Raw genomic sequence first — 12,749 nt, 5'->3', positions numbered from 1 at the left:
CAACGCCCGTGATCCAGGCACGTATTCCCCATTTAATCGGGCAGAAGCGCACAGGCTGCTTAGTTTATCACTCCCCTTTCCGACTGTGGGCTGGCCTGCGGCAATTTTTGCTGCAAAAGCGCGACCAACAGCACGTTAATCAACGCCAGAACGCATAACAACCACAGCGTGGCGCTGGCACCGAGGTGCTGAAACACATAGCCACCAACCAGCGGCGTCAAGGCCTGACCAATTAAGGCGGGACGCGCCATGCGCCCTACCACAATCGCGTAGGCCTCTGGTTTGACCATCACCAGCGGTAAAGTTCCCCGCACAATGGCACGCAAACCATTTCCGGCACCGTACAGCACCATGCTGAGCACCGCAAACTGCGGATAACACGCCAGCAGCAGCAAGCCGAGCGCCACCAATCCCACCGAGAAAAAGGTGGTCCAGATCGGGTGACCGCGCTTAAAGGCGATATCCACGATGCGCGATGCCACCTGACACGGACCGAGAATCGCACTGATGGCCAACGCCGACGCCAGCGTGTGGCCGCTGGCCTGCAGCAAGGTGATCAGCTGCACCGAAATCGCCGTCATGATCACCGATGCGAGCGTGAAAATGCTGCACAGCAGCCAAAACAGTGTGGGTGCCAGTTCGTTGCCTTGCGCGGTCGGTTTTGCTTTGGCGGCGGCGATTTTCGCTTCAGGCGCGGGTAGCGCGTAGAGATAGGCGGGCAACACTGAAACACATAACAATCCGGCAATGGCAAAACAGGCGTTACGCCAATCCAGCCAGTGAATCAGCAGCGCGGTGCCCGGCCACACGATAGTGGTACAGAAGCCAGAAATCAGCGTAATGCCGGTTATCGCGCCGCGAGCCTGGCCGCCATAGAGCGTGCCGAGCGTGGCAAACAGCGCATCGTACAGGCCCATCGCCATACCTACGCCGATAATCAGCCAGGCAAACAGAAACAGCGGCAGATTGTGGCTTAATCCCATGATCACCAGACCGATCGCCATCACCGCCCCGCTCGTCGCCAGCAATGCGCGGCCATAGGAGCGGGAAATCAGTCGCCCACTCAGCGGCGCCAGCAAACCGGAAATCAGCATGCCGAGCGATAGCGCGCCATACACCCATTGCTGCGACCAGCCGGTTTCCGCCACGATCGGATTGGCCATCACCGCCATCAAATAGAAGGATCCGCCCCACGACAGGATTTGTACTACGCCAAGCGTAACTATGGCGGCGGCAGGTGGCTTTGGCTGAGGCTTCACAACATTATTCCGTTAGCAGGCAAAGCATTGTTATAACACGTTCATCCAGCTTGAAAAATCCCATGTTTCCCTGCTTAACAAAATCCTTGCGCAATGCTGGCAGACCGGCACCCAAGCCAGTACACTGAAAGCATGTTGTAACTATGGGGGGCGTTTTATGGCTCGTTATGATTTGGTTGCCGATCTGCACGAATGCGTTAATGCGCTGGAGGCGGGATTGGGCGCGTTACGTCAACACATTGAACAGCAACCACTGTTGATTGCGCGCGTGTTTAGTCTGCCGGAAATCGAAAAAGGCCGCGAACATGATGAAATTGAACGCATCGCGGTGACGCAGCATCTTGGTAAAACGGCACGCGACATGGCGCTGACGCATTACTGCCGCCTGTTTATGCAGCATCAATCGGAAAAGCTCAGCACCAAAGCCGCCGTGCGCTTGCCGGGCGCGATTTGCATTGAAGCCGACGGCGATGTGCATGCGCAGATTACGCAGCAGGTTGCCGAGATTAATACCTTGAAACAGCGGCTGGAACAGCTGATCACCGTGGAGTCGGGCTTGCCGAGCGAGGCGCGCTTTGAGTTCGTCCACCAGCATCTGCGCGGGTTAATTACGCTTAACGCCTACCGCAGCGTAACGCTGCTCAACGCGCCGGACAGTTTGCGCTTTGGCTGGGCGAATAAAAACATCATCAAAAACGTCACGCGTGATGCGGTGGTAGAACAGCTGGAACGCAGCCTGAAAGCCAATCGCGCGCAGGCACCGTGGACGCGGGAACAGTGGGCGGAGAAAGTGCAGCAAGAGCTGGAAGCAATCCTCGCGTTGCCAGCCGGTGCGAAGCTAAAAATCAAGCGCCCGGTGAAGGTGCAGCCGATTGCCCGCGTATGGCGCGCCAGCGAGAAGAAACAGGTGCAGCTTGCCTGCCCTTCTCCGCTGCTGGTGCTGTGCCGCGATCGCACGCAGGTGCCGATTCTGGGAGAACTGCTGAACTACGATGCCGATAACGTTGCCTGGCGTCATAAACCGCTGGCCGAGCCGCTGCATCTGATCATTCCGCGCCTGCATTTGTGGAGCGATCGGCTGGCGTAAAATTTATTTTTAAATCGCTGCATCCAATTCGCAGTCTGCTCTCGTACATCAGAGTGTGAGCAACTTCTTCGCTCCCTACTACGAGGATTTATGATGAAAAAGCTAATGAGCATTGCAGTCGTATCCAGCACTTTACTGTTCACCGCAGGTGCATTTGCCGCCATGAATGATGACTCCGTGATGGTCGGCGGCGCAGCGATGTATCCGCAAAAGAACATCGTTGAAAACGCGCTGAACTCCAAAGATCACACCACGCTGGTGGCGGCGGTGAAAGCCGCTGGTCTGGTGGAAACCCTCGAAGGCAAAGGTCCGTTCACGGTGTTTGCACCGACCAATGCCGCCTTCGCCAAACTGCCGGCGGGCACCGTGGACAATCTGGTGAAACCCGAAAACAAAGCCACGCTGACCAGCATCCTCACTTACCATGTGGTGGCCGGTAAATACGACATGAAAGCGCTGGAGAAAAAAATTAAGCAAGGTGGCGGACATGCCGAGCTGAAAACCGTCAACGGCCAACCGTTGTGGATTATGAATAATGGCCCGCACAATATTCAGCTGAAAGATGGTCAAGGCAATGTGGCGAATATCAGCACTTATGACGTCAATCAGAAAAATGGTGTGATTGATGTGATTGATACCGTCTTGATGCCTAAGTAATTGCCTATACTCGGATTGGGCATTTTAGCCAACCGGGAAGATGATGGATAACAGGCTTGCAGAACGGTTAGACAACTTATTGCCGGCGGTCGCGAAAGGCGATCGCCGCGCGTTTGAGCAACTGTATCGACTCACTTCGCCGCATCTTTTCTCCCTTGCCCTGCGCATGCTGCGTCAGCAAGGTTGGGCGGAAGAGGTGCTGCACGATTGCTACCTCACCATCTGGAACCGCGCCGCTTCATACGATGCCGCCCTGAGCGCGCCGATGACGTGGATGACGCACATTGTGCGCAATCGCTGCATTGACGGGTTACGCAGCGGACAGGCGCGCCTGACGCTGGAGGCAGAAGCGTTTAGCGACCTGCTACCAATCACCAGCGAAGACGAACAGAATAACTGGCACGATCCGGCACAAGCCGATCGCCTGCGACACTGCATTGGTCATCTGAGCAGCGAACAGCAGCAAAGCATCACGCTCGCCTATTATCAGGGGATGTCCCACAGTGATATTGCCGCCTGGCTGCAACAGCCGGTTGGCTCGGTAAAAAGCTGGATTCGCCGCGCGCTGGAGCATCTGCGGGAGTGTGTGGGCCTATGAACGATAAATTACAACGCGATGAGGCCTTATCAGCTGAGTATGCGCTGGGTACCTTGAGTGGGCTGGCGCGTTTGCGCTTTGCACGCAGGTTGCGAAACGAGCCCGCGCTCGCGGCTAATGTTGCGCGCTGGCAAGCCCTGCTGGCGGGCCTGGATAATCAGCTTGCGCCCGTCACGCCACCGGAAAAGGTGTGGAAAAAGATTACATTGAGTTTGCCCGAGCAACGCGTCATTCAACCCAAACGCCATTATGCGGGCTGGCTGGCGGCTGCCAGTGTCGCGGCGTTCGCCCTGCTCGCCTCACTGTTCCTGCAGCAGCCGACGTTAACGCCGTTGACGGTACTGAACGACGCCCAGCATCAACAGCAATGGGTGGTCAGCGCGGACAGCAAACTGGCGCAGCTGAGCCTGACGCCGTTACATCCTGTGACCATCGCCGATAACAACAGTTTGCAGCTGTGGCTGATTCCGCCAGGCAAAGCGCCGATTTCATTGGGTTTGTTGGATAATCAGAAGGCAACGGATGTTGCGTTAAATAGCACGATTTCCCGTTCAGGCATCATTGCCATCAGCCTTGAACCGCGCGGCGGCTCGCCAACCGGCCAGCCAACCGGTCCGGTGTTGTATAGCGGGCAGCTATAAATCACCGCACAATCCGTAGCGGCGCGATTTATCGCGCAATCAATTGCGCCGCTACGAGGGTGCTACGTCTGCCAGTTTTTAACAGCGGTTTACTGCTTCATGCTGCCAACCATTTCTTCCGGACGCACCCACTCATCGAACTGCTCTTCGGTCAGATAGCCCAGCTTCAGCGCTGAGCCTTTCAGCGTCAGGCCTTCTTTATGGGCTTTCTTGGCAATTTCCGCCGCTTTGTCGTAGCCGATATGGGTATTCAGCGCGGTCACCAGCATCAGCGATTCGTTCAGCAGCTGATCGATGCGCTCGCGTACCGGTTCAATGCCAATCGCGCAGTGGTGATTGAAGCTGTCCATGCCGTCGGCTAGCAGACGCACCGATTGCAGGAAGTTGTGGATCACCATCGGACGGAACACGTTGAGCTCAAAGTTGCCGGACGCGCCGCCAATGTTCACCGCCACGTCGTTGCCCATCACCTGACAACACAGCATGGTTAGCGCTTCGCACTGCGTGGGGTTCACTTTGCCTGGCATGATCGAGCTGCCTGGCTCATTTTCCGGGATCGCCAGTTCGCCAATGCCGCAACGCGGGCCAGAGGCCAGCCAGCGCACGTCGTTGGCAATTTTCATTAGCGAAGCTGCCAGGCCTTTCAGCGCACCGTGCGCGTGCACCAGCGCATCGCAGGTCGCCAGCGCCTCGAACTTGTTCGGCGCGGTGACAAACGGCTGTTTGGTCAAATCGGCCAGCGCTTTAGCCACGCGAACCGCGTATTCCGGATGGGTATTCAGGCCGGTCCCGACCGCGGTGCCGCCCAGCGCCAGCTCCGCTACGTGCGGAATACTGTTCTCAATGTGTTTGAGATTGTGCTCAAGCATCGCTACCCAGCCGGAGATCTCCTGACCGAGCGTCAGCGGTGTCGCATCCTGCAAGTGGGTACGACCAATCTTGACGATATCTTTGAAGGCGTCGGATTTTTCACTCAGCGTCTTTTTCAACACGTGAATCTGCGGAATCAGCTGCTCCCGCACGGCGATGACCGCGGCCACGTGCATGGCGGTGGGGAACACATCGTTGGAGCTTTGGCTTTTATTCACGTCATCATTTGGGTGCACCAGACGCGACATGCCACGCTCGCCGCCAAGAATTTCACTGGCGCGGTTGGCCAGCACTTCATTCATGTTCATGTTGGTCTGGGTGCCGGAGCCGGTCTGCCAAATTGCCAGCGGAAACTCCTCGCTGTGCTTATCGGCCAGCACTTCGTCGGCGGCTTTGAGAATCGCCTGGGCACGATCGGCCGGAAGCAAGCCGAGATCCTGGTTCACCTGCGCCGCCGCGCGCTTGGTCAGCGCCAGCGCATGCACCAATGCCACGGGCATTTTCTCGGTTGAGATTTTGAAATGTTCCAGCGAACGCTGGGTTTGTGCGCCCCACAACTTATCTGCCGGTACTTCGATCGGTCCCATTGAGTCTTTTTCAATGCGATTGGCTGCCATGACTACGTCTCCTTAGCTCAGATTTTGAGGTTTCCGCTCTAAACGCCTTCCCGCGACGCCGTTGAGCGAGCAAGATTGTCACATACAAGAATTTAACATTATGCGAGCCTATCGCCTTTATTGCACTTGTTCGTGTATTTTCTATGGCACTTTCTGCTTTAATAAGCCTATTTACTTACGGTTATTAAGGGTAAACGATGCAAAAATTGAACAATTCGCTGCAAAATTACGCCTGGGGCAGCAAAACTGCGCTGACCGAACTCTATGGCATCGAAAATCCACAAGGTTTGCCGATGGCGGAACTGTGGATGGGCGCGCACCCGAAAAGCCCGTCTACCGTTGAGGTCAACGGCGAAGTGCGTTCACTGCGTGAGATAATTGATGCCGACAAAGTCGCCATGCTCGGCAAAGCGGTGGCTAAACGTTTCGGCGAGCTGCCGTTCCTGTTTAAAGTGCTGTGCGCCGATCAGCCGCTGTCGATTCAGGTGCACCCCAGCAAAGCTGCTGCCGAACAGGGTTTTGCGCGTGAAAATGTTGCTGGCATTCCACTCAGCGCCGCCGAACGTAACTATAAAGACGCTAATCACAAGCCCGAGCTGGTGTATGCGCTGACACCCTTCCAGGCGATGAACGGTTTCCGTGAGCTGCATGAGATTGTCTCGCTGCTGGAGCCGGTGGCCGGTGCGCATCCGCAAATTGCCCATTTCCTCGAAAACGCTAACGAAGCCAATCTGGCAAAACTGTTCGCCACGCTGCTGTCGCTGCAAGACGAGGCCAAATCGCGCGCCATCGGCGTACTGAAATCGGCGCTCAATGGGCGTGAAGGCGAACCGTGGCAGACCATCAAATCTATCGCCATCGATTATCCGGATGACAGCGGTCTGTTTTCGCCGCTGCTGCTCAATGTTATTACCCTGCAGCCGGGTGAAGCGATGTTCCTGTTTGCCGAAACGCCGCACGCCTATCTGAAAGGCGTGGCGCTGGAAGTGATGGCGAACTCCGATAACGTGTTGCGCGCCGGTCTGACGCCGAAGTTCATCGATATCCCTGAACTGCTGGCTAACCTGAAGTTTCAGGCAAAACCGGCCGTGACGCTGCTGACGCAGCCGCAGCGCGACGGCGAAACCCTGAACTTCCCGATTCCGGTTGAAGACTTTGCCTTTGCCATTCATGGGCTTTCCGCTGCGCCACAAGAACTGGCACAAAACAGCGCTGCTCTGCTGTTCTGCATTGAAGGTCAGGCGATAATTGAGAAGTCCGGGCAACAACTGGTGCTGAAGCCGGGTGAATCCTGCTTTGTCGCTGCCAATGAGTCGCCGGTCAACGCGGCAGGCACCGGACGTCTGGCGCGCGTGTTTAATACGCTCAACTGAGATCCGGCTGACGCTGCCAGCATTAACTGCTATTCTTTTAAACTATTAATTTAAAACGCCTGCGGGCGTTTTTCTTCACCCGTCGCGCACCGACCAGCGGCGTGCGGACGCAAGGATAAGGACGACACAGCGATGAAAAAGACCCAGGTTGCCGTAGGTGTGATTGTTGCGCTCGGCGTGATTTGGACTGGTGCTGCATGGTTTACCGGTAAACAACTGGAAAGCCATATGGATGAGATGTTGCAGAACGCCAACGCGCAGCTAAATGCTTACGCGCCGAACAGCCGTTTGACGCTGAGCTATCAGGATTATCAGCGCGGCGTGTTCAGCAGCAAAACCAAATTGGTGGTACAGGCCAGCTCGCAAACCAATGACAATCCGCTGTTGAAGCCTGGTCAAAGTATCGTGCTGAACGAGACGATTGATCACGGTCCTTTCCCGTTCGCCCAGTTGAAGCGCGGCAGCCTGATCCCAAGTATGGCGTCCGTGCATACCGAACTGGAAAACACCGATGCGGTGAAGAAGCTGTTTGAACTGACCAACGGCAAATCGCTGGTCAACGCCGATACCCGCGTCGGCTATAGCGGTGCGACCAATACCGATCTCAACCTGCTGGCGGTGGATTACAACAATCCGCAGACCGGCGATCGTCTGGCCACCAATGGCGGCACGCTCAACATCAGCGCCGACAGCAAAGGTGACAAAGTCAGCCTCGACGGCGACTTCTCCAGCATCGCGGTCACCAGCAAAAATCAGGTTGAACTGCCGGTGCTGTTTACGCTGAATGGCCTGAAGCTGAGCGGCGATACCCATCTCAGCCCGGAAGGCGTGCGCGTCGGCGATCAGTCGATCTCTCTGGATAAACTGGATGCCAGCATCAACGGTCAGGAAGGTTTGTCGCTGGAGAAGCTGAAAACCACCTCGTCCTTTGACAATAAAGAAGGCAAGATTGGTGGGCAGTTGGATGTCGATGTTGACAAGATTACCCTGCAGAAGCAGCCGTTTGGTGAAGCTAAGCTGGCGATGAAGTTTGCGCAGTTTGATGCGCAGGCGGTGAAAGCCTTCTCCGATACTTACAACGCGCAGATGCAGGATCTGCTGAACCAGCCGGGCGTAGCGGAAGATCCGATTCGCTATCAGGCCAGCGTGCAAACCATTCTGCGTAATAACCTGCCAACGCTGTTGAAAGGCTCGCCAACGCTGAGCATCGCGCCGCTGAGCTGGAAAAATGATAAAGGTGAAAGCACCTTTAACCTGAACGTGGGCTTTAACGATCCGGCCACCGTGAGCGGCGAGGCGCAGAGTTTGGGTGCCGCAGTGGATCGCGTGCTCAAAACCCTCGACGGCAAGCTGGCGATCAATATGCCAATGGCAACCGAAACCATGCGTCATGTCGGTTTGGCGGAAGGTTATCAGGGTGACGATGCGCAGAAACTGGCGGATCAGCAGGTTAAGGGTTTAGCAGCGATGGGCCAGATGTTCCGCCTGACGCAGCAGCAGGATGACAACATCGTCACCAGCCTGCAGTACGGCAACGGCCAGGTCACCATGAATGGCGACAAGATGACGCTGGAGCAGTTCCTGTCACGCTATATGCTGGGCGCACCAACCAGCGAAGGTATGCCAGAGTAATTCATGGGGCGGCCAACTGGCCGCCCTTACACTTCGCCGCGCATTAGCTGCGGCGGCACAATCAAACTCTGAATCTCCGCTTCCGGCTGCGCCAGCCGCTGCAACATCCGCTCCGCCGCCCTTCTCCCCACATCACGCGCTTCACTACTGACAAAGGTCATGGTGGGATCGTGCAGCTCCCGCTGCGGATCGTCATTAAAGCCCACCAGCGCCAGCTGCTGCGTGTAGTAGCTATCCACCGCGCCTTCACCAAAGGTTCGCCCACAGCGTAACGCGCCAAAATAGCAGCCGAGCGCGGTGCTGCCGTTATGCGCCAGAATCGCGGTGATGCCGGGATGTTGACGCAACAACTGCAGCGTTAACGCTGACACGCTTTGCTGGCGATCGTCGCACTCGATAATCCAGTCGGACCGGAACGATAAGCCGTATTGCAGCAAGGTGGCGCAATAGCCGCCAATCCGCTCGGCGCGCGTCAGTGATGATCCCAAACCGCCCATCCAGGCGATGCGCTGATGTCCCTGCCGAATCAGATACTCCGTCGCCATGCGCGCCGCCTGGCTGTTATCGGGCCGCAGTGAGTCGACATTGTCGAGGCTGCTGGCGCGCGAAGCGCAAACCAACGCGATGTTTTGCTCCTGCGCCTGCGGCACCAGCGTTTCTGCTTGCGCCGCCGCGCCGCCAAGCACAATGCCTTCTGCGCCCTGCGCCACCAGCGTGTCAAAACAGCGTTTAAGGTGTTGTCCGTGCTGACCGCTTTGTGTCAGCACCAGCACTTTGCCCTGCTGCTCCAGCACTTCACTGAGTCCGGCCGTCATCGCGGCATAAAAGGGCTGGCTGAGATCGCGCACGATCAGGCCGATCACGCCGCTTTCGCCGCCGCGCAAAATCGAGGCTGAGCGATTACGCACGTAGCCAAGCTGCTCAATCGCCTGATTAACGCGTATGGCCGTAGCGGGCGAGATGCGCCCTTTGCCGGAGAGCACCAACGACACGGTAGAGACCGACACCCCGGCGACCAACGCCACATCATGAATAGTGGTTTTCTGCTGGGACATAGTGTTCCGTTACCGACGTCCAAATTCAAAGAGATAAAACGTTACACTGATTGCACCAAAAATAAAGCCTGCAATTAGTCACTCTTTGTGATTATAGCCACAAAAATAAGTGGTAAAACGTTTTATCATCCTTGACCACATTGAAGCGTTTCACTTTTTATTGCCAGGAGAATTTATGTCCGCCAGCCGCCCCAAAATGTCACTTTGGGAGTTTTTCCAAAGTCTGGGTAAAACCTTTATGTTGCCCGTCGCCCTGCTGTCGTTCTGCGGCATTCTGTTAGGAATTGGCAGTTCCCTCAGCAGTCATGACGTCCTGACGCTAATTCCTCTTCTCGATCAGCCTTTCCTGCAATACCTGTTTATCTGGCTGGCGAAGATTGGCTCTTTTGCCTTTAGCTATCTGCCGGTGATGTTTGCCATTGCCATTCCGCTCGGTATGGCGCGCGAGAATAAAGGCGTCGCCGCCTTTGCCGGTTTTGTTGGCTACGCGGTACTGAACCTGAGTATCAACTTCTGGCTCAACATCAACGGCATTCTGCCAACCACCGATGCGGCGGTGCTGAAAGCCAATAACGTACAAAACATCCTCGGCATTCAGTCCATCGACACCGGTATTCTCGGCGCGGTGATCGTCGGTATCGTGGTGTTCTGGCTACATGAGCGCTTCCACAACATTCGCCTGCCAGATGCGCTGGCGTTTTTCGGTGGTACGCGTTTTGTGCCGATCGTTACGGCGATGGCGATGGGCGTGCTGGGCCTGGTGGTTCCGCTGATTTGGCCATTCTTTGCACGCGCGATTACCGGCCTCGGCTGGGTGATTAACAGCGCCGGAGAATTTGGTCCGATGATCTTCGGTACTGGCGAACGTCTGCTTTTACCTTTCGGCTTGCAGCACATTCTGGTGGCAATCATCCGCTTTACCGATGCGGGCGGCACCATGGATGTGTGCGGCAAAAGTGTTAGCGGTGCGTTAACTATCTTCCAGGCGCAATTGGCCTGTGCAGATACCCACGGCTTCGCCGAGAGCGCCACGCGCTTCCTGTCGCAGGGTAAAATGCCAGCCTTCCTCGGGGGTTTGCCGGGTGCGGCATTGGCGATGTATCACTGCGCCCGTCCGGAAAACCGTCATAAAATTAAAGGCCTGCTGATTTCCGGCGTGGTGGCTTGCGTGGTGGGCGGTACCACTGAACCGCTGGAGTTCCTGTTCCTGTTCGTCGCGCCGGTGCTGTATTTGATCCACGCGCTGTTGACCGGCTTGGGCTTCACCGTGATGGCGATGCTGGGCGTGACTATCGGTAATACCGACGGCAACGTGATCGACTTCTTCGTCTTCGGCGTGCTGCACGGCCTCTCCACCAAATGGTATTGGGTGCCGGTGATTGCTGCGGTGTGGTTCGTGGGTTATTACGCCATCTTCCGCTTTGCTATCAGTCACTTCAACATCAAAACGCCAGGCCGCGAAGTGGAAACCAACAGCGTAGCGCAGCAGGTTAATCGCGCGGCTGTGGGCAAATCCGGCTTTAATACGCCAGCGATTCTGTCGGCGCTGGGCGGCGTAGAAAACATCGCCTCACTGGATAACTGCCTGACGCGTCTGCGCATTACCGTGGTCGATATGAGCAAGGTGGATGATGCAACACTGAAAGCCAACGGTGCGATTGGCGTGGTGCATGTTAATGCGACCAATCTGCAAGTGGTGATGGGCCCGCAGGTGCAGTCGGTCAAAGATGAGATGGCACACTTGATGAGCGCGACGGTGTAATGATGCAGGATTTCGCTTTCAATCAGGTGGTGGATCGCCACGGTAGCTGGTGTACGCAGTGGGATTTCGTGGCCGATCGTTTCGGCGTGGCGGACTTGCTGCCCTTCACTATCTCCGATATGGATTTCGCCACCGCGCCATGCATCCTCGAGGCGCTGCAACAGCGCCTCGCACACGGTGTGTTTGGCTACAGCCGCTGGCAGCATGATGATTTTCTCTCTGCCATTCAACATTGGATGCGCAGCCGTTTCGCTACCGAAGTGGCGGCAGAATCGCTGGTTTATGGCCCGTCGGTGATTTATATGGTGGCACAGCTGTTGCGCCACTGGACGCAGCCGGATGATGAAGTGCTGATTCACACCCCCGCTTACGATGCGTTTTATAACACCATCAATGGCAATCAGCGTCGCGTGCTGGAGCTGCCGCTGCAGCGCCACGCTAACGAATGGCTGTGTGACATGACGCAGCTGGAAAGTTTGCTGGCGCGTCCGTGCTGTAAAGTGATGCTGCTGTGCAGTCCGCACAATCCTAGCGGCAAAGTGTGGCGCGAAGATGAGCTGCGCCAGATGGCGGCGCTGTGCGAAAAGCATGGCGTGAAGGTGATCAGCGATGAAATTCATATGGACATGGTGCTGAGTGATGCGCAGCATACGCCCTGGAGCCAGGTTGCGCAGTCCGCCTGGGCGCTGTTCACCTCGGCCTCCAAGAGCTTCAACATTCCGGCGCTGACCGGCGCGTGGGGCATCATTCCTGATGAGCGCGATCGTCAGGCGTGGTTCCATGCGCTGAAGCAGCAGGATGGCTTATCCTCGCCAGCGGTAATGGCGCTTGCCGCTACCATCGCCGCTTATCGCGCGGGCGCGCCGTGGCTGGATGCGCTGCGCGACCATCTACGTGGCAACATGCAGCATATCGCGCAGCGCCTGAACACGGCGTTTCCGCAGCTTAACTGGCAACCGCCCGCCGCGACTTACCTGGCGTGGATCGATCTCAATCCGCTTGGCATTGACGAACAGGCGCTGCAACAGCGTCTGATTCATCAACACAAAGTGGCGATCATGCCGGGTTCGACCTACGGCGCGGCGAGTCGCGGTTATCTGCGTCTCAACGCCGGTTGCCCGCGCAGCAAACTGGATGATGGGCTGGATCGCCTGATTGCCGGGCTAAAATCGTTCTAAAATGCCACGGATGCTGATTA

The 12,749-nt window shown here is 56.6% G+C and carries 11 protein-coding genes; 8 read left to right on the top strand and 3 right to left on the bottom strand.

The window, feature by feature from the left end; translation table 11 throughout:
* Positions 1 to 59: 59 nt before the first annotated feature.
* Positions 60 to 1,259 (bottom strand): MFS transporter, encoded by a 1,200-nt coding sequence (locus IB226_RS04200; protein WP_192233704.1) that lies wholly within the window; start codon positions 1,257 to 1,259, stop codon positions 60 to 62.
* A gap of 157 nt (positions 1,260 to 1,416) precedes the next feature.
* Between IB226_RS04200 and tus the strand changes: the two genes are divergently transcribed.
* From tus to IB226_RS04180, 4 genes are all read left to right on the top strand, one after another.
* On the top strand, positions 1,417 to 2,346 hold the full coding sequence (tus, locus tag IB226_RS04195; RefSeq protein WP_192233699.1) for a DNA replication terminus site-binding protein: 930 nt from the start codon (positions 1,417 to 1,419) through the stop codon (positions 2,344 to 2,346).
* A 93-nt stretch (positions 2,347 to 2,439) separates the two neighbouring features.
* The gene (locus IB226_RS04190; RefSeq protein WP_192233697.1) at positions 2,440 to 3,003 is read left to right on the top strand and encodes a fasciclin domain-containing protein; all 564 of its coding nucleotides are present in this window, start codon (positions 2,440 to 2,442) and stop codon (positions 3,001 to 3,003) included.
* Positions 3,004 to 3,046: 43 nt separating this feature from the next.
* Positions 3,047 to 3,601, top strand: coding sequence for a sigma-70 family RNA polymerase sigma factor (locus IB226_RS04185; RefSeq protein WP_192233695.1), 555 nt, complete (start codon positions 3,047 to 3,049; stop codon positions 3,599 to 3,601).
* Complete coding sequence (locus IB226_RS04180; protein WP_101764504.1) at positions 3,598 to 4,242, top strand: anti-sigma factor domain-containing protein; 645 nt, start codon at positions 3,598 to 3,600, stop codon at positions 4,240 to 4,242. The genes IB226_RS04185 and IB226_RS04180 overlap by 4 nt, the downstream gene beginning before the upstream one ends.
* A gap of 89 nt (positions 4,243 to 4,331) precedes the next feature.
* Here the strand turns inward: IB226_RS04180 and fumC are convergent, their stop codons facing one another.
* Positions 4,332 to 5,729 carry a class II fumarate hydratase gene (gene fumC, locus IB226_RS04175; RefSeq protein WP_101764505.1) on the bottom strand — a complete coding sequence of 466 codons (1,398 nt, stop codon included), beginning with the start codon at positions 5,727 to 5,729 and terminating at the stop codon, positions 4,332 to 4,334.
* A 197-nt stretch (positions 5,730 to 5,926) separates the two neighbouring features.
* On the opposite strand from fumC, the gene manA reads away from it, so the two are divergent.
* The gene (gene manA, locus IB226_RS04170; protein ID WP_192233693.1) at positions 5,927 to 7,102 is read left to right on the top strand and encodes a mannose-6-phosphate isomerase; all 1,176 of its coding nucleotides are present in this window, start codon (positions 5,927 to 5,929) and stop codon (positions 7,100 to 7,102) included.
* A 132-nt stretch (positions 7,103 to 7,234) separates the two neighbouring features.
* Positions 7,235 to 8,734 (top strand): YdgA family protein, encoded by a 1,500-nt coding sequence (locus IB226_RS04165; protein WP_110866063.1) that lies wholly within the window; start codon positions 7,235 to 7,237, stop codon positions 8,732 to 8,734.
* Between the two features lie 26 nt (positions 8,735 to 8,760).
* Here the strand turns inward: IB226_RS04165 and malI are convergent, their stop codons facing one another.
* Entirely contained in the window at positions 8,761 to 9,789 is a 1,029-nt protein-coding gene (malI, locus tag IB226_RS04160) for a Mal regulon transcriptional regulator MalI (protein WP_110866062.1), read from the bottom strand.
* A gap of 175 nt (positions 9,790 to 9,964) precedes the next feature.
* Between malI and malX the strand changes: the two genes are divergently transcribed.
* Positions 9,965 to 11,551: a maltose/glucose-specific PTS transporter subunit IIBC gene (gene malX, locus IB226_RS04155; protein WP_110866061.1), complete on the top strand. Its 1,587-nt coding sequence runs from the start codon at positions 9,965 to 9,967 to the stop codon at positions 11,549 to 11,551.
* Positions 11,551 to 12,729 carry a MalY/PatB family protein gene (locus IB226_RS04150; RefSeq protein ID WP_192233692.1) on the top strand — a complete coding sequence of 393 codons (1,179 nt, stop codon included), beginning with the start codon at positions 11,551 to 11,553 and terminating at the stop codon, positions 12,727 to 12,729. Before malX ends, IB226_RS04150 begins: the two co-directional genes overlap by 1 nt.
* Positions 12,730 to 12,749: the final 20 nt, after the last annotated feature.

It is taken from the genome of Pantoea sp. PNT03, from assembly GCF_014852515.1.
Classification (GTDB): domain Bacteria; phylum Pseudomonadota; class Gammaproteobacteria; order Enterobacterales; family Enterobacteriaceae; genus Pantoea; species Pantoea leporis.
Note: the sequence above shows the minus strand (reverse complement) of the source record. Positions and strands in the feature narration are given on the sequence as shown.